18 protein-coding genes, 2 tRNA genes and 1 rRNA gene are annotated in these 16768 nt (G+C 37.8%); 16 read left to right on the forward strand and 5 right to left on the reverse strand.

Annotation, left to right across the window (positions count from 1 at the left end; all coding sequences use genetic code 11):
- The 7 genes from rrf to J2S05_RS10810 all read left to right on the forward strand — a co-directional run.
- Positions 1-94, forward strand: a 5S ribosomal RNA gene (gene rrf / locus J2S05_RS10780); the annotation flags it as partial.
- 22 nt (positions 95-116) lie between these two features.
- Positions 117-191: transfer RNA gene (locus J2S05_RS10785), tRNA-Asn, on the forward strand.
- Between the two features lie 2 nt (positions 192-193).
- Positions 194-266, forward strand: a tRNA-Thr gene (locus J2S05_RS10790).
- 325 nt (positions 267-591) lie between these two features.
- Entirely contained in the window at positions 592-852 is a 261-nt protein-coding gene (locus J2S05_RS10795) for a hypothetical protein (RefSeq protein WP_306982691.1), read from the forward strand.
- Between the two features lie 602 nt (positions 853-1454).
- A complete protein-coding gene (locus J2S05_RS10800; RefSeq protein ID WP_370873637.1) occupies positions 1455-1790 on the forward strand; it encodes a hypothetical protein in 336 nt (111 codons plus the stop codon).
- Between the two features lie 827 nt (positions 1791-2617).
- Positions 2618-2908, forward strand: coding sequence for a hypothetical protein (locus tag J2S05_RS10805; protein WP_306982692.1), 291 nt, complete (start codon positions 2618-2620; stop codon positions 2906-2908).
- A gap of 357 nt (positions 2909-3265) precedes the next feature.
- Positions 3266-3688 carry a hypothetical protein gene (locus J2S05_RS10810; RefSeq protein WP_306982694.1) on the forward strand — a complete coding sequence of 141 codons (423 nt, stop codon included), beginning with the start codon at positions 3266-3268 and terminating at the stop codon, positions 3686-3688.
- Positions 3689-4035: 347 nt separating this feature from the next.
- On the opposite strand, the gene J2S05_RS10815 is transcribed toward J2S05_RS10810, so the two are convergent.
- Positions 4036-5076, reverse strand: a complete 1041-nt coding sequence (locus J2S05_RS10815) for a LacI family DNA-binding transcriptional regulator (RefSeq protein WP_306982698.1) — start codon at positions 5074-5076, stop codon at positions 4036-4038.
- 246 nt (positions 5077-5322) lie between these two features.
- On the opposite strand from J2S05_RS10815, the gene J2S05_RS10820 reads away from it, so the two are divergent.
- The 4 genes from J2S05_RS10820 to J2S05_RS10835 all read left to right on the forward strand — a co-directional run bounded on the left by J2S05_RS10820 (position 5323) and on the right by J2S05_RS10835 (position 8700).
- Positions 5323-6591, forward strand: coding sequence for an ABC transporter substrate-binding protein (locus J2S05_RS10820; protein WP_306982699.1), 1269 nt, complete (start codon positions 5323-5325; stop codon positions 6589-6591).
- Positions 6592-6663: 72 nt separating this feature from the next.
- Entirely contained in the window at positions 6664-7515 is an 852-nt protein-coding gene (locus tag J2S05_RS10825; protein ID WP_306982701.1) for a carbohydrate ABC transporter permease, read from the forward strand.
- Positions 7515-8351: a carbohydrate ABC transporter permease gene (locus J2S05_RS10830; RefSeq protein WP_306982703.1), complete on the forward strand. Its 837-nt coding sequence runs from the start codon at positions 7515-7517 to the stop codon at positions 8349-8351. Before J2S05_RS10825 ends, J2S05_RS10830 begins: the two co-directional genes overlap by 1 nt.
- A 133-nt stretch (positions 8352-8484) precedes the next feature.
- The gene (locus tag J2S05_RS10835) at positions 8485-8700 is read left to right on the forward strand and encodes a hypothetical protein (RefSeq protein ID WP_306982704.1); all 216 of its coding nucleotides are present in this window, start codon (positions 8485-8487) and stop codon (positions 8698-8700) included.
- Positions 8701-8765: 65 nt separating this feature from the next.
- On the opposite strand, the gene J2S05_RS10840 is transcribed toward J2S05_RS10835, so the two are convergent.
- Together J2S05_RS10840 and J2S05_RS10845 are read right to left on the reverse strand one after the other, a co-directional pair.
- Complete coding sequence (locus J2S05_RS10840; protein ID WP_306982706.1) at positions 8766-9488, reverse strand: DUF2812 domain-containing protein; 723 nt, start codon at positions 9486-9488, stop codon at positions 8766-8768.
- A 2-nt stretch (positions 9489-9490) separates the two neighbouring features.
- Positions 9491-9802, reverse strand: a complete 312-nt coding sequence (locus tag J2S05_RS10845; protein ID WP_306982708.1) for a PadR family transcriptional regulator — start codon at positions 9800-9802, stop codon at positions 9491-9493.
- 535 nt (positions 9803-10337) lie between these two features.
- Here J2S05_RS10845 and J2S05_RS10850 point away from each other — a divergent pair.
- On the forward strand, positions 10338-11207 hold the full coding sequence (locus J2S05_RS10850; RefSeq protein WP_306982710.1) for a hypothetical protein: 870 nt from the start codon (positions 10338-10340) through the stop codon (positions 11205-11207).
- Positions 11208-11264: 57 nt separating this feature from the next.
- On the opposite strand, the gene J2S05_RS10855 is transcribed toward J2S05_RS10850, so the two are convergent.
- Both J2S05_RS10855 and J2S05_RS10860 read right to left on the reverse strand, forming a co-directional pair.
- Positions 11265-12026, reverse strand: a complete 762-nt coding sequence (locus J2S05_RS10855; RefSeq protein ID WP_306982712.1) for a glucose 1-dehydrogenase — start codon at positions 12024-12026, stop codon at positions 11265-11267.
- Positions 12027-12057: 31 nt separating this feature from the next.
- Positions 12058-13311: a cytochrome P450 family protein gene (locus tag J2S05_RS10860; RefSeq protein ID WP_306982714.1), complete on the reverse strand. Its 1254-nt coding sequence runs from the start codon at positions 13309-13311 to the stop codon at positions 12058-12060.
- Between the two features lie 185 nt (positions 13312-13496).
- Between J2S05_RS10860 and J2S05_RS10865 the strand changes: the two genes are divergently transcribed.
- From J2S05_RS10865 to J2S05_RS10880, 4 genes are all read left to right on the forward strand, one after another.
- Complete coding sequence (locus J2S05_RS10865) at positions 13497-14087, forward strand: TetR/AcrR family transcriptional regulator (protein WP_306982715.1); 591 nt, start codon at positions 13497-13499, stop codon at positions 14085-14087.
- A gap of 68 nt (positions 14088-14155) precedes the next feature.
- Entirely contained in the window at positions 14156-14527 is a 372-nt protein-coding gene (locus tag J2S05_RS10870; protein ID WP_306982716.1) for an iron chaperone, read from the forward strand.
- A gap of 369 nt (positions 14528-14896) precedes the next feature.
- Positions 14897-15430, forward strand: a complete 534-nt coding sequence (locus J2S05_RS10875) for an RNA polymerase sigma factor (protein WP_306982717.1) — start codon at positions 14897-14899, stop codon at positions 15428-15430.
- Positions 15423-16763: a hypothetical protein gene (locus J2S05_RS10880; RefSeq protein ID WP_306982719.1), complete on the forward strand. Its 1341-nt coding sequence runs from the start codon at positions 15423-15425 to the stop codon at positions 16761-16763. The genes J2S05_RS10875 and J2S05_RS10880 overlap by 8 nt, the downstream gene beginning before the upstream one ends.
- Positions 16764-16768 lie beyond the last annotated feature (5 nt).

The raw sequence follows: 16768 nt of genomic DNA on the forward strand, positions 1-16768 counted from the left end.
TCACACCCGTTCCCATGCCGAACACGGCCGTTAAGCTCTTCTGCGTCAATGGTAGTTGGGGGCTTCCCCCTGCGAGAGTAGAACGTTGCCGGGCTTTTTTTTGTTTATACATATATTCCACAGTAGCTCAGTGGTAGAGCAATCGGCTGTTAACCGATCGGTCGTAGGTTCGAGTCCTACCTGTGGAGCCATTGCTTCCATAGCTCAGCAGGTAGAGCACCACCATGGTAAGGTGGGGGTCAGCGGTTCGAATCCGCTTGGAAGCTTTTATAGAAGTAGTAGAAGGGTTTCTCCTAATGTGGAGAAACCCTTTTTTTAGGTTAAATAAGCAAACTTCTAACAAACTTCTAACATCATCTAATAATGCATTCAGTTTGAGTCTTAAATATATTTAGTTCTAATCTCGTGTATATAGATTCTGTGAAAAAAGATTTATAGCTTCTTTCTGAATGGAATGTACTTATATCAAGGGTTTGTACGCACCACACTTATTCTTGCTATTGAGGGACTAAAGAGTTTTAATTAAAATAAAAGCGCAGGTTCTGCTGCTGATTATCTTATAAATTTATAAAGTGTCTGTGAGGGATTAATTTGGAGTGGTATAACTATGTATCACTATCTATTCTGTTACTAACTACATTGTTTGTTTTAATTTTGACTTATAAAAACAAACAATCTGAAGAAGGTAAGGGTAAAGAGTTCCTTTCTTTTCTTATGCTAGGAGTGTTCTCTTGGTTTGTTGCTGTCGGCATTACAAATATCTTTTCACTAGTATTATACGCTGTTTCAGTAATTTATTTTATAGTAGCAGCAGTCCTATTTTTGAAACAAAAAGAGAGTGCTTCTAATTGATCAAAAGTAATAAACAATGAGGGGCGGCGAACTGTCCCTTTTCAATTTTCGATCTCACTATTTCTGAAGGCTAAATGTTAATATCAACTCTCTGTAATTTAATACGAATGATTTTGTTTAAGCAGATAAGAATGTTCGGTTTAAATTTTAGTAAGAGTTACCACTTTTACTCCGTAAAAGACATAAATATTAATAAAGTATGGAATCAACGCTACGGAATGTACTTATACCAAGGGGTTGTATCTTACAACACTCTTTCTCGCTATTGGGGCTTAGTGGGTTGAATCTAGTCCTAAAGCATATCTACTTTCTTCTATTATATATCTGTAATCTAATCTTTTATTTTTGTTAAATAAAAACGTGCCGATTTTGTGCCGATGAAGTTTGATATCTCTTGATGTATTATTATGAGCACTATGTAATACCCCTTGAAAAACAAAGGATTCCAAGTAGTTTTGATACACTCTGAAATCCCTAATTAATCAAGTTCGAAATGGATGGTTCATTTCATTTACGATTTTTTTAACGATAAATTGTATTAAATAGTATTATGTTAGTGTAATATGAATAAAAAGAGACAACGTAATGGGTTAAACTTATAAGTGATTGGAGGTTTTAGTATCGAATCAGTTATAGAAATTTTATATATTTTGTTACCTCTTATAATAGTATCTGCCATTGTACTATTTGTGATTAAAAGGCTTCAATATAAATACAAGCGAGGTACTTTAGGAAAGAAAAAATCGAAAAGTTCTCAAATATTATTAGATAGTTTAATACCACTGGGAATGCTAATGGGTACTATTATTAGCATGTTTCTCAGCATGTTCTCTCAAATTAATTTCCTATCCGCAATTAGTTTAGGACCTGGAATAGGTTTTCTATTCGGATACTTTGCCTATGAAATTTTTAGTAAGAAAGAAGAAGCTTCTTCGTAAATACTTTCTGTAAAAAAGAATGCAGTTATTCATGCTTAAGTGGTTAGTTGATAATTTTTTTAGTTTGCAAACCAAACTGCAAACGGATGAATTACAATGTAACGGAAACAGTAAGAAATATGATTAGTACAAAGTTGAAATCCCTTGTTTTAACGCAGTAAATGGAACTGGGACTCATACTAAATACCAATGAGACAGAAATGGTAAGGTGGGGGTCAGCGGTTCGAATCCGCTTGGAAGCTTTTATAGAAGTACTGGTATAGAAGGGTTTCTCCGATGATGGGGAGGCTTTTTTGTATATAAAAAAGATTTTTAATTCGATATATAAATTAGCGACCATTTGTGTTCCTAATAGTCCTGGATTACCTTCACAGATTAAATTTAATTCTCTATATAAAATCATGGCAAAAATGTTTAGAAAGGCTTTCCTCAAAAGAAGAGAAGCCTTTTTTATTTTGTTTTGATATAATCACCATAAAAAGTAATTCTAACCTAAAGGAAAATTATTATTAAATAAATCCGTCTACAAATCTATTTTCTTAAAAGGAGAGATAAATTATATGATTTTTGGACTTATTGCTCTAATACTAATTATTTTTTTCAGTTCTAGTATAATCGAGAAAAGATTAGCTGAAATAGTTAAGCAAAATAACACTATCATCGAATTAATGAAAGAAGATAAGTCTGTAAAGAAAAAAGAATAAGATATCTAGTAGATGAACTCGTTATTGTTACGGAACCATGTTTTAAGCCCCATTAATCACAAATTTGCATTATAGAATAGAATAAACTCTTTAACTTCTAAACATGAAAAGTGAGGTGGTAACATGAAGAAAATTTCAACCATAATACTGTTATTGATTCTAGCTGGATGCGGATCAAATAATGAACTGGCTACTCACACTGGCAACGTCACTGATTTAATAGAAGAAGAGAATGGAACTCGTATCTTTGTAGAGGAAAGTGAGGACAATACTATAGCTTTTCTAATTACAGACGATTTAAATGATGGAATTGAATTAGATAATAATGTAACTGTGTATTACGATTCAACTGCTATGATAGAAGAATCATTACCACCTAATCAAGGTAGGGTTGAAAGAGTAGAAATAAACTAGTTACTAATCAATCAACTACTCAAAAGGCAGATAAGGACTACTATTTAATACATGGGCTTCTCATAGAGAGGCTCTTTTTTAATTAAAAAATGATTAATGACCATGAGGCGATAAAACCACCAATAACTAATCGATGTTCATCCTGCTCAGAAATCATTTTACAGAGCTTTTAAAGGATGGAAGCACTTACATGCTAGATAACAGTTGAAGAAGGGCCAACAGTCCATTAAACGCTTCTCAGCCTATTTTTAAATACAAGATGTGTGTACTTGAGACTAGTCTAGAGTTAGCTTTAAAATTAATAGCCTATTTGGATGTGCCTATTGATGAAATTTTTATCTTAGAGGAGGAAGATTGATGAATGTAAAAGACAGAAAGAAGTTAGGAGCTATGTTAGAAAAGTGGATGCCATTCTTTATCATTACTTGTACGCTCATAGGTGCTGTTTTAGGTTCATTCCTTTATTATCTTTTTCAAGGTGAATTTCCGTATGAAGTGGTTATGAGTGGCCTGATTATAACTGTTATTTTTACAGTCATTGAGGTGATTAAACAGAAACGAAAAAAAGATAAAGTACCTGAAGCAGATGAGCGAGTGATTCAGAATATATCTCGATATTTTGCTTATATATCGCATGGTTCATTAGCGATTATCTTTATATCTTTAGCGGGTTTCACTCTTATCGGTCAGGAATCTTTTCCAATTCTATACTTATGGATCTTGTTCTTTGCGTATATCTGGATTGTGGGGATTGGTACGCTAATTATCAAAAGAAGGTAAGTAGATATAACAGGTGGGGCAGTGGTTCGGGATTCTCCTAAATGTGGAGAAACTTTTTCTTATGATATGAGAATAGACTAGCTTCCTTGGCAGCAGCAAAGATCGTTTTGTGTAGCTCTTTGTCTTATTCTTAAAATACTTTGATTATTATCCTTTCATGCTACTTAAAACCTATTGGTAGTAAGTCCAAGAATAGTTTAAGACAATCATTCATCTCCTTAAAAATCATATCGATTCTCTTTAAAAATGAAACCGGTTTCAATTAAAGATATATCGATTTACTCATTTTGTCAATCGTTTATATACAACACAATTGGTAAGGAAAGAAAACTGGAAACGTATTAATGTCACGGCTGTTTCCACTCTTCACATGAATTTCTAATGGTTACATACGTTGGTATGATGGTTTCTTTTTCTTGTTCTTCATGCGAGATTAATCCAATTAACGTTTCAATCGTTTTTTTGGCAAGCTTTTGATAATTATGGTTAACAGACGTTATACCAGGTGGAAAGTGTTCAGATAGATACGTGTCATCAAATCCTGTGACCGAGACGTCACCAGGAACCTTTAACCCGAACTTACGAAACATTTTAATGGCGCCAATGGCTACGAAGTCATTAATGCACATTACTGCTGTTGGCCGTTCATCAAGATGTAAAAGGTGCATAGCATCCTGTTCTCCACCCTCAATGCTATACCCACTACTGTGGATCCATTCCTCTTTAACCATAAGCCTTTTTTCTTTCAGCGTCTCCCGAAATACGCTTATCTTCTCATCTGTTGAAGAGACACCAACCACGCCACCTATCAAACCAATGGTCTTATGTCCGTGATGAATGAGCATATCTAGCAATCTGCGAACCCCGCTTGCTTCATCTGTGCGAATGGTATGGGCATTTACGCCGTCCATTTTTCCATTCACAAACACAATAGGTACATGCCGGAGCGAATCATTCATACCTGTGAGTAATTCCTCTGTTGGGTGGGTTTGATTAATCCGACCGCCTAAGAAAACAATCCCATCGACCTGGCGAGAGATGAGGTTATCTAAATAGGCTTGCTCGATAGAAAAATTTTGCATGGAGTTACATAAGAGGCAGGTGTAGCCTCTTTCTAGTGCTTGGCTTTCAAGCTGTTTAACAATCATAGAATAAAAGGGGTGGTCGATATCAGGAAGGATGATACCTAACATTTTTGATTGTTTTAAGTACAAGCTTTGTGCCATTACATTTGGTTTAAAGTTATATTTGTTTATTAGCGCTAATACTCTAGACTTTGCAGGTTCTCGAACGTTGGCACTTCCTGTTAATACTCTCGATACAGTAGCGGGTGATACCTTCGCTTCTTTAGCAATGTGATAAATGGTTACCCCGTCTTTCTTTAGCATCGTTATCTCCTTCCTCTCCAAAATCTCATCTTCTTATTTTCTACAAAATTATAGATTTGATTTGATGAAGAGTCAAAGTGCAAAATTGTCTATTGACAAATATTGATTTATTTTTTAAAGTTAATTGAAACCGGTTTCTTTAAAAGAAATGCACAAATGGAATAGAGATAAGAGAACGTGCGCAACTAAAATGTAAGCGATAACAAATGATTGTAGAATGATATCCACTTGAGGGGGAGCACTAACATGAAACGATTATCTATGTATGCAACAGCAGTTGTGGCACTTGTGTCTTTATCAGCTTGCGGAGGCTCTGGAAGTAGCGGAAGTTCAGATGACAATAAATTGACCGCTTGGGCTTGGAATATTAATATTCCTGTTCTTGAAGAGGCAGCAGAGCAATTTAAAGCAGACAATCCTGACTTTGAATTAGAGATTATTGAAGTAGGAACACCAGACGTCTATCAACGTATTACGACAGGTCTTCAAGCAAATGGAGAAGGATTGCCAGATATTATGCTTGTTGAAGATGATCGGGTTCAAGGCTATCTATCCAACTTTCAAGATTCTTTTTTAGATATCTCTGAGTACGGCTTTGGAGAAGATCATAATGATAAGTTTCCAGCGTTTAAAACGGAATTATTAACTGTCGGTGACGGCGTTTATGGCTTCCCATTTGATGCGGGTCCGTCAGGCGTATTTTACCGAACGGACTTATTTGAAGAGGCAGGCATTGACCCAGACCAAATTGAGACTTGGGACGATTTTATTGAAGCGGGGCAAACGTTGCGTGATGAGCTTGATGTTGCAATGACCGGTATTGATATCAGCAATGATGACGGGGTTTACCGCATGATGTTGAATCAACAAGGAACGTTTTATTTTGATGAAAACGAAGAGGTTGCTTTGGCATCTGAGGAATCTATAAAGGCTATGGAAGTTGTGCAACGCCTTCAACAAGATGGATTAAATGAGAACTTAGTTGGATGGGATGCATGGTTAACGGGATTAGCCAATGGTACTGTGGCGACTGCTCCAACCGGTGCATGGTTAACAGGGTCATTAACAGAACAAGCGCCTGATTTAGAAGGGAAATGGGGAGTAATACCACTTCCGGCAATGGAAGAGGGTGGCAACCGCGCATCTAACCTGGGCGGAAGCAATTACATGATCTCTTCACGTACAGATAACCCTGACCTTGCTTATGAATTTATGGAGTATTTCTCTACTTCAGATGATGTACAGTTAACAGCTATGGAAAACGGATTATTTCCTTCTCTTAACACAATTTATGACGATGAAATCTTCACGTCTCCAGTTAGTTACTTTGGAGATCAAGCTATCTGGGAGATGTTTGCTGGCATGATGGAAGACATTCCTGCAGTAAATTATACCGGGAATTATTCCATTGCACGCGATGAAACAGAAACAGCCCAATCGGATGCAGCGAATGGGGCAGATGTCACTGAAGTTATGACACGTGCTGAGCAACAATTACAAAACAGAATGAATTAATAAACTCAAAAGCGAGCGAGTGAAGCGTTTTGTATAAACGCTTCACCGTTTCATAGAAAGAGGGCTGTGGCGATGAACCGATCGAAGGCAACACCCTATATATTCTTAGCACCGGCGGTCATCTTATTTTTACTCTTCACTGCGTACCCAATCATTGCTTCAGTAATACTTAGTTTTCAAAGATTTGAAGGCGGCAGTTATGTGTTTGCAGGATTCGATAATTACATACGACTGATCAATGACTCCATCTTTCAAACAGCATTAACTAATACATTTATTATCTTTATTCTCCAAGTACCTTTAATGCTCTTGCTCTCAATGATTTTAGCCAATATTTTAAACAGTCAATTGCTGCGCTTGAAAGGTTTCTTTCGGGTTTCGTTCTTTTTACCCGCAGTCACCTCATTAGTAGCGTATTCATTACTCTTTTCAGTTCTACTTCAGGATAACGGACTTATCAACCAATTGATTACAAGCTTTGGAATGGCCGCGGTACCTTGGTTAACAGACGGAACGTGGGCGAAAATTTCTATTGTGCTCGCTATGATGTGGAGATGGACTGGGTATAACATGATTATTTATCTAGCGGCTCTGCAAAATATTCCGCATGAAATGTATGAAGCAGCTAAAATGGACGGGGCAGGAAAAATCAGACAGTTCTTTTCTATCACGATTCCTAGCTTGAAACCGGTTATCTTATTCACAGGTATACTTTCAACCATTGGTACACTTCAGTTATTTGATGAACCGTTTAACCTTACGGGCGGTGGTCCAGCCAACTCAACGATGACACTCGGTTTGTATATCTATGAGAATGGGTTTGAGTACTTTGACTTTAACTATGCAAGCGCCGTAGCGTATGTAGTCGTTATGCTAGTGGCTGTACTTTCCTTAATTCAATTCAAAATAACAGGTGATAAATGATGAAAACAACAAATGGACGGAAACACTTGTTAGGGAAAATAGGGATGTATGTTTTTCTTCTATTCTTTTTAATCATATCAATTTTCCCTTTTTATTGGATGTTTATTGGTGCGACTAATCCATCGTCTTCTATGTTTGCAAGTCCTCCAACCTTTATACCTGGTAGTGATTTCTTGGAGAACTTAAGGAATTTAGATAATAACGTAGGGATTTGGCGTGTCTTATTTAATTCACTTTTTGTAGCTGGTTTATACGTTGTGCTTGCATTAGCCATTAGTACAACCGCGGCCTATGCTTTTGCAAAGTTTTCATTTAGAGGGCGAAACTTCATTTTCACTGTCTTTTTGCTTTCCATGATGATTCCTTATCAAGCAACGTTAATACCACTGTTTCAAATGATGGCAAGCTTTGATTTATTAAATACGTATTTTGCGTTAATTGCACCACAGCTATGTTATCCATTTGCAATCTTTCTTATGAGACAAAACTTTCTATCCTTCCCTACGGAGCTTCTGGAATCAGCACGCTTAGATGGGGCGGGAGAATGGCGGATCTTTCTGCAAATTGTTCTGCCATCAATGAAGCCAGCTCTAGCAGCGACATCCATCTTTTTGTTCATGTTTCAATGGAACAACTTTATGTGGCCGCTTATTGCGATACGCACACCGGATATGTACACGTTCCCTGTGGCATTATCTACGCTTAGCGGGGTGTCATACACGGATTATGGTCAAGTGATGATGGGGATTACGATTGCGACGGTTCCGATTCTGATCTTCTTCCTTATGATGCAAAAGCACTTTATCTCAGGAATGCTTGGAAGCGCACTAAAGTAACACATCATTGTATACATGATTCTTTGGGAGAGAGTAACGGTCATCGTTAGTCTCTCTTTTTTATGGATATTTTTTTACAAATGTTTATGTATCATTTAAGCTTTAATTAATAATAGAAGAAAGAGGAGGTAGTATGCGGAATAAGTTTCTGGTAGATATGATAAAGATCCTGTCTTTTGTAGCCGTTTTTTTAGTGTTTTTTGCGATAGCAGCCAACCTGTTAGACTTGATTATGAATAGACAATTAACAATAATCTTAAGTCTGTTAGCTTTTTTTGTTGTAATCATTAGCTCACTCCTGATTAGTCGGAAGATTTCAGAGTGGTTAGAGCATAAATTGCGAAAGTAGGAATGAATGGATTTAAAAAAAAGACTGGCAGGTAGCCAGTCCTTCTTATCTTTAGAGAAAAGAACCTATGCTCTTTTTCCTTTCCATTTTTGAGAAAGAGACATGATGCACCAAATGGCCGGTGGAAAGGTAATAGATGCAACAATCATATATGCTAAAGTTCGCATAGAATTTTCAGTGCCATTAAAAAAGATTAAAAACAGCACACAACCCAATAAAAATAAAGGTATGATGGTCCTTGCCATGTTTACTAATGCCTTTTTTTCTTCAGCCATCCATTTATTTTTATAGATAGTCATTACAGTCCACGCGGAGGGAACTGCCACTATGGTTAAAGGAAAAGTGGCTACCGCAAATACATTTTTTATGTTTCCTGAACTTAGATATAATCCAATCCAAGCAAGTACTGCTAGTAGAACAGAAGAGAGTGCGATCCATTTTGATGTGCTTCCTAAATTTTGATGTTTCTCTGCTACTGATTCACGATCACTATAAATGGGGGTAGTACCTGGCGCTGCACGAAACAAGTGAATCTCACCACTTGAGCTAATATGTGACCATCCTGAAGATAAGAAAAAATCGAAGTATTCTTCTTTTTCTCCTTCTTTTAATGTACGGTAATCTACACTATAAATATAATCAGAACTTTGGCCTTTTTCCGTAACATAGCCCATGAACTTAAAATCAGTGACATGCCATCCTTTTAGAGAGAATTGACGTAGCTTCTCCATATCCTTTTCCTCTGCAAAAGCTAATCCACCTGACATTACATACTTTGTCTGACTCATTGTTAAACCTCCTCCAATCCAGTCTCTGCTAAGTGCAACATAAGCCTTCTTAGCTTCACATCTTCTTTTAGTACTTCCTTGCCTTTTTCGGTAAGAAAGTATGTTTTTCGCCGGGAATCGGTTCCATCATGCAAATAAATCCATTCATGTTTTAAAAGCTTTTTAATAATCGTGTACATAGAGGCAGGGCCTATTGAAACAGTTCCTTTTGTTGTTTCCTCGATTAAGTTCATAATGGCGTATCCATGCCGTGGTTTCGTTAACGCAGCCATAATATAAAACATAGAGTCTGTTAGTTGCTCAGTGGTTTTCATTTAATCACCTGCTTATCTTTATATCGTTATCTGATGTATCTAAAAGTAATATATCATTATGTGATATATAAAACAAGGATATATCATAAAATGATATATATTTAGTTTGAAATAAAAAAAAGATACATCGGCATCCTTTGTAATAGCTAAAATCCTTAGTGTAATTAAATCATAATTTTAAACGGGCTTATTGTCTAAGAGAATGATCATTGAAGCGCTAATTGGCAATTGTGTAGTTCTTACTTATTTTTAGAAATTTAAAGAGTCCACTCAATGCTACAAAGGTAGTAGTAAGTATAGCTCCTAATAATTCATGATCCTGCCTGAAAATATGTCTAGTGGAAAGTTTATCACTAAAAGCTGATGGGTTGATTAAGTATCAATAGAATCTAATCATTCTTTAAACCCCAATTCCCATCTCCCTTTCTATCCATCACTTGTCTAATAATATACTATTCTATAAAGTATAGATAAATCCTACAATGTGGTACGTGAACGGCCGTTGAATGTGGATAGAAAGCAAGGAGGGATCCATATGCATTTTCCTAAGTATTGGGCTAAAGCAGAAGTGAGGGAGGCAAGTGCCTTCGGTAAAGACATGACATCATCTGTTTGGCGTTGGTCCGATCATAGTATAGAAGAAGCTCAGGCTTTAGCTGATCAGGCAGCAAAAAAGCTGAGGGAACGGATTAGTAGTGGAGAGACTTTACCGGATGCTTATTCGTATGGAGATCGTCCTGTACGTGAAGAAGTCATCCATGAGCAAAAAGATGAAAATAAGATTACGGATTTTGTGATTACGCGTACGACCTATGGGAGCTTAGTATTAAATTCACCACATACTCTATTTGTAGATGTTGATCTAGATGAGTCTCCTAGACCAAATAAAGTGAGTGGTTTTTTTAAGAAGTTGTTTCGGTCGAATGAAGAGACAACAGAACCAACCGCTGAGGAACAAGCTATTGGTCATCTTAAAGGCTGGGTAAGTGAGCATTCGGAACGTGGAGCACGCGTCTATCGAACGCGTGGAGGTCTGCGTTATCTTATTACGCATCAACCATTTAAACCGGGAGAAGCTGAGTCGGATCAAGTTCTCGAATACTTAAACAGTGATCCTAAATATAGAAGGCTATGCTCTATCCAGAAAAGCTTCAGGGCAAGACTCACACCTAAACCATGGAGATGCGGTACCAAACGTCTACCTGTGCGCTTCCCTTACAACTCAGACGCAGAGAGGGAAGCTTTAGAGGGATGGGAGGCTACCTACAAGAACGTGTCTTCAGGTTGGAGAACCTGCAAATATATTACCTCGGTTGGGAATACTCAGATCCATCCAAAGGTCAAAGCAGTACAGGAGATGCATGATCAAATGACTGAGACGCATAAAGATCTTCCGTTGGCTTGAGATGTTAAACAAATCAAAAATAAAAACCCTGCTAGAATGGCAGGGTTTTTATAAAGGCTAAAATGCAGCGGTCCAGCCAGCGTCGGCAGCAAGGACTGCTCCATTCACAAAGCTTGATTGCTCTGAAGCAAGAAACAGTGCGACCTTTGCAATTTCATCAGCTGTGCCTACCCGAGGCATCACAGACGTCGTCTTTTTAATGCGTTCCAAGCCGAAAGTATTAGGTTGTTTTAGACTTGATGTAATGTTTGTTGCTACACCACCTGGAGCAATGGCGTTACAACGAATGCCTTCATTTGCATACATGTATCCAGTATTTTTGGTTAAGCCGACTACTGCATGTTTAGATGCCCCATAGGCTGCGCCAGCATGTGCTCCACTAATACCGCCAGTAGATGCCACATTCACAATGATACCTTGTTTCTTCTCTAAGAAAATAGGAATGGATTTTCGCATAGTGTACATGACACTTTTGGTATTAATATCAAAGAGTAGATCCCATTTCTCATCTGTAATATCACCAACTGGTTCAAACGCATCCATGATACCCGCATTATTCACTAGAATATCTAGCGTTCCATACGTTTCTACAGCTAGATCAATCATTGATTCGGCTTCTTCCCGTTTGGCAAGGTCTACACGAATAGAGGTTGCTTGTCCACCGGCTTCTTTTATAGCCGTGACAGTAGCTTCAACTCCCTCTTGATTTAAATCAGCGGCAACAACCTTAGCCCCTTCTTTCGCATATAATTCGGCGATAGCCTTTCCCATTCCTGATGCGGCTCCTGTTACGATGGCTACTTTATTCTCTAATTGCATACTAAGGACCTCCAATTAATTTCAAATTATTTTAAAATGAAACGGGTAAGGATTCTAAACCTTGTGATGAAAGTGAGAACTGCCAGTTCACTTCTTCGGGAGGAATACTAAGTCGTAAGTTAGGTAATCTATTAAGTAATGTTGTAAACGCAATGTCTCCCTCAACACGAGCAAGTGGAGCACCTAGGCACATATGCATACCAAATCCAAATGCTAGGTGGCGATGAACATCGCGGGTGATATCTAATTCATCTGAATTAGAAAATGTCTCTTCATCGCGGTTTGCCGATTTTACCAATACAAGAAGCATGTCTCCTTTTTTGATCGATTGACCGGCTAATTCGAGATCCTCTTTAGCAAACCTAGGACCAACACTGGTTGATGGACCATTAAAGCGCAATAATTCCTCTACTGCGGTTGGAACTAAATCTAAGTCTGCTTTAAGCTGTTCTAATTGCTCTGGATGATCAAATAGCATCATGCTACCTGTTGCGATTAAGTTAGATGTCGTCTCATGACCTGCAAATATGAGCAATGTAATCATAGAGATTAGCTCTTCTTCATCTAAGCGCTCGCCTTCTTCCTCGATAGCAATGAGTTGGCTGATTAGATCATCTTTAGGATGCTCACGTTTTTTAGCTACAAGGTCTTTAGTATATTCTCCAAACTCTTTTAAGTGTTTTTGAACGGCGGGATCTTGTTTTCCCCAACCTAAACCGTTGGCAATGGCTGAAGACCACGTTTGAAGGTTCTGGCGATCAGACTTAGGAATTCCTAGCATTTCAGAAATCACGTTAATTGGTAAAGGGTAGGCGTAATCCTTCACAAGATCCATCTCACCTTTAGATTGGACCTGGTCAATGAGTTCATCTGCAATTTCCTGAATGCGAGGACGTAAGCCTTCCATATATTTAGGGGTAAAGGCTTTAGATACTAACATTCGTAACCGTTTGTGATCGATACCATCAATAAAAAGCATCGATTTACCAGTGAAAAAGGTATCAGGAGAATCATCCGAATCGGATACAATCTTATCTCTGAATTCACTTCCTTTTTCAATCGATGATGGATCAACGGTAAACAATTTTGGACTCTTTAACACGTGTGTAGCCTCGTCCATTTTTGTGACCATCCATGCATTCTTATCTGGATCACCCATCGGATTTGGGATAGAGATAACCGGGCCAAATTCTCTTAGTTGAGCAAATAAAGAAAAAGGATTCTCGTCACTCTTCCCGCTTAGAAAACCTAGAACTTTCTCGTGTACCTGTTCTGAACTACTCACTTTGCTTCACCCTCTCTGTGTGGAAATACAGATCTGTATTTCAGGAGACCTGTATTAAATAGATGTGATAGAGTTATCATTAAGCTACTTTACACAATCACTTGTTTGTCTTACGAACAAATGTAAAGGTTAAAAAAATTATAGTGTCACTGAGTGACAAAAGTCAACGGAGGAAAGATGTAAAAATGAATGAAGATCATGATATAAATAATCAAAGTCTTAGAGAGACTAAGAAACGTAAGGCTCAAACGGATATTGAACGAGCGGCACTTCGACTATTTTTAGAAAAAGGGTATGAACAAACGTCGATCAAAGATATTACAGATGAAGTCATGATGTCCTCTCGAACCTTTTTTCGGTATTTCACGTCAAAAGAAGAAGTACTCACAGGTTTTTCTCAAACAACGCAAAAGGAACGGGTCGAGCAAATGGCATCAAGCGCTTCTGTTTCAGAAGCGCTTCAAGCCATATTTTCTCTTCTTTCAGAGAAGTATGAACAACAAAAGCAAAACCTTTTGACTCGCTATCATATCTCAAAACAAACGGAATCCATCTCATCCTTATTCTTGTACAAACTATTAGAACCAGAGCCATTAATTTGTGAGGACCTTTGCACTCACATCGAAGGTGCAGATCGAGATCGCGTTCGCTTTTTAGTGGCTATACATATGGCCGCATTTCGTGTGTCAGTGGAGGTTTGGTTAGAGGATAAAGAGAATAAATCTTCGTTAAAGGAGATTCTATTTACGCATTTGGACCAGTTTAAAGACATGTAAACATACGAAATCAAAGTGCTTGATGATACAATAGTCTCAAAAGCAGCAATACTAGGAGGAAGAACCAGATGGACGTATTCTCAGATTTTTTAGCGGGCATTGATAATCCAGAGCACCGCGCGAGAACAGAAGAGGTATTAAGCTGGGTTTCAGAAACATATCCACACTTAGTTCCGAAGATTGCCTGGAATCAGCCGATGTTTACCGACCACGAAACATTTATCATTGGCTTCAGTGTCGCCAAACAACACCTGGCCGTTGCTCCTGAAAAGGTCGTAATAGATCAATTTTCTGAGGACATTGTAGAGGCAGGCTATGAGCACACCGCGCAGTTAATACGGATGAAATGGAAAAAACCGACTGATTTCTCCTTACTAGGGAAGTTGATCGACTTTAACATTAAAGACAAAGCAGGGTATACAAAATTTTGGCGAAAATAGGGTAGTAGGTAGTTCCATACAGGCGAAACAGACAGTCTTTTTTGTCTGTTTCGTCTGTTTTTTTATGTTGGGGTGGGTTCCTCTTGCTATACTTGGTTTTCCTCTTGTGAAATGAGTGAAGCTCTTGTTAAAGGGACTTTAATCTTGCTAGATATTGAATCGATCTTGATTAAACGTGTACCTCTCTTAATAACGGTCCCTGTCACTTGTTGGTACCTCATTCCACCTTGGTTCTCTCTAATTCTTCTTAATTATGACCCAAGAGAATACATTTTTCAGATAAAATGAATACAGATTTTGATTATTTTAAAATCCGTGCCACTTTTAGGGAGATTTATCCGTCTAAATAGGTGAAGGGGGAGTGAGAGCTTGGAGGATAAGGATTTAATACATAAAATACTTGAGGGTGATGAGTTCGCTCTTGAAGAGTTACATAAGCGATATGCACGTCAGATCTATCATTATATTTATACTGAGACGAGGAATTATGATGATGCTGAGGAGATTCTTCAGGAGGTATTCTATAAAGTATCTACTAAACTGAATCAGTTCAAACGACGTTCTTCTTTTAAAACATGGATCTATGTCATCACAAGGAATGCGATCGTTGACTATTATAGGAAACAAGAAAATCAACTTAAAACCATTCCATTACAAGAGGAATTAATTGAGCATAATGGAGGCTTTGAGAGGGATGAGAGCCTCACAGATCTTCAACATTCGATAGAGAGATTACCATTAACGTATCGAAGAATCCTGCATCTACGTTATATCGAGGGTTTTTCACTACTTGATACTGCGAGAATTACTGGTGTATCGGTGATGTCAGTAAAATCTACTCAAAAACGTGCAAAGAAAATGTTGAAGACGCAGCTTGATGAGGGGGTAGCGTGTAATGGATAACCATTCAAACGATAAGAAATATATCATATTGCCTCATAGTGCTTATACGAAAAGTCTAAACGCATTTAAGCAAGGTATGGATGACATTGAGAAGCCAAAACCTAAAAATAGAGCGACGTATGTCGCAGGTATCGGGGTTGCTGTATTACTGGGTTTATTAGCACTTACATTTATTCCTGCGATTGACGATCAAGACCACCCAGCGGAACAAAAGGAAACGGAGAGAGAAGAAGTAAAGGAAGAGCATATAATTAACCTCAATGAAATTAAAGAAAATGATGACCTACTCTCTCAAGTATTGGTTAGAGGTCCTCTAGATTTAGGATCAGGCGGTGGAAGTGAAACGATTCACAGCGGAGAATTTTCAGTTATAGCTCTTTCAGATTGGCAACTAATAAGCTATGGATCTGAGTTTGAACATGGGAGTAAAGCAGTGATTGAAGGACCAGCGGGACTTCATCAAACTATCCTTTTGTTTGATGAAGAAGCAACTCAAGATGAAATGGATCAAGCTAAAACCGAACTTCTATCAAACTATCGTTATACCGAAGCCACAAGGGTTCCTGTTGAGGAGCTTAAAAACTATAAAGAGAAAAACAATGTTACCGACAGTTCTTTGATGGAGCGATTCAAGGATCGATTTGCAATCGAATTAGATGAAGAAACTAAGTTCTATACTATGACAAACGAACAAGAAGGGCGTCTGTATGATTATGTTGAAGCTACCATGTTTGATAAGAAGCTAATTTTATTCTCAGACGTTCCGAATACTCATCAAGGATTACTTTCCGCGAGTTATTTTACATTAAGCTCAATTACTCCTGAGGAAAGTTATGAGGTTTCAATAGGCCCTTATGACCAAAAGCATGGAAGGCCAATCACTCGAACAATGTTAATGGGTGGCTTTCAATGGGAATACTTAGAACTAGACTTGTATGAACATGAACTTGGTTTTACAAGTTATATAAGAGAGGGTGCAACATTAGAAAAAATAGAGCGAACTGGTTTTACGGAGTGGAAATTTTCAGATGAGGGTACCAAAGAAAATCGCTACTATTCATTTGGTAAACTCGATCCCGAAATTTCATTAGAAGATGCGAAGTTAACCTTAATTGATGGGTATGGTCTTGATCGGAAATTTATAGATGGTACAAGCCAAATATCATTTCATCATTATGAACCCTCAATAAATACGACAAGGTCTTTTGAATTAGTTCAGAAACAAGGAGAATGGTATTACATTTTTTCAGAAGATGATCATAGTGAGGGTTTTATTGGTCCAGGCATGTTTGAACTTGCTAGCAAATTTCAGCAGGAAATCATATTTGACTAAGTCGT

The sequence above is a fragment of the Alkalicoccobacillus murimartini genome, from assembly GCF_030813245.1.
GTDB lineage: Bacteria > Bacillota > Bacilli > Bacillales > Bacillaceae_D > Alkalicoccobacillus > Alkalicoccobacillus murimartini.

What these genes read in the sequence shown, in the direction of transcription:
- J2S05_RS10855 (WP_306982712.1), bottom strand. Translation starts at nt 12,026, where the DNA reads ATGCAATTAGAGAATAAAGTAGCCATCGTAACAGGAGCCGCATCAGGA.
- J2S05_RS10840 (WP_306982706.1), bottom strand. Translation starts at nt 9,488, where the DNA reads ATGAGTCAGACAAAGTATGTAATGTCAGGTGGATTAGCTTTTGCAGAG.
- J2S05_RS10820 (WP_306982699.1), top strand. Translation starts at nt 5,323, where the DNA reads ATGAAACGATTATCTATGTATGCAACAGCAGTTGTGGCACTTGTGTCT.
- J2S05_RS10835 (WP_306982704.1), top strand. Translation starts at nt 8,485, where the DNA reads ATGCGGAATAAGTTTCTGGTAGATATGATAAAGATCCTGTCTTTTGTA.
- J2S05_RS10825 (WP_306982701.1), top strand. Translation starts at nt 6,664, where the DNA reads ATGAACCGATCGAAGGCAACACCCTATATATTCTTAGCACCGGCGGTC.
- J2S05_RS10810 (WP_306982694.1), top strand. Translation starts at nt 3,266, where the DNA reads ATGAATGTAAAAGACAGAAAGAAGTTAGGAGCTATGTTAGAAAAGTGG.
- J2S05_RS10830 (WP_306982703.1), top strand. Translation starts at nt 7,515, where the DNA reads ATGAAAACAACAAATGGACGGAAACACTTGTTAGGGAAAATAGGGATG.
- J2S05_RS10805 (WP_306982692.1), top strand. Translation starts at nt 2,618, where the DNA reads ATGAAGAAAATTTCAACCATAATACTGTTATTGATTCTAGCTGGATGC.
- J2S05_RS10845 (WP_306982708.1), bottom strand. Translation starts at nt 9,802, where the DNA reads ATGAAAACCACTGAGCAACTAACAGACTCTATGTTTTATATTATGGCT.
- J2S05_RS10870 (WP_306982716.1), top strand. Translation starts at nt 14,156, where the DNA reads ATGGACGTATTCTCAGATTTTTTAGCGGGCATTGATAATCCAGAGCAC.
- J2S05_RS10850 (WP_306982710.1), top strand. Translation starts at nt 10,338, where the DNA reads ATGCATTTTCCTAAGTATTGGGCTAAAGCAGAAGTGAGGGAGGCAAGT.
- J2S05_RS10865 (WP_306982715.1), top strand. Translation starts at nt 13,497, where the DNA reads ATGAATGAAGATCATGATATAAATAATCAAAGTCTTAGAGAGACTAAG.
- J2S05_RS10815 (WP_306982698.1), bottom strand. Translation starts at nt 5,076, where the DNA reads ATGCTAAAGAAAGACGGGGTAACCATTTATCACATTGCTAAAGAAGCG.
- J2S05_RS10880 (WP_306982719.1), top strand. Translation starts at nt 15,423, where the DNA reads ATGGATAACCATTCAAACGATAAGAAATATATCATATTGCCTCATAGT.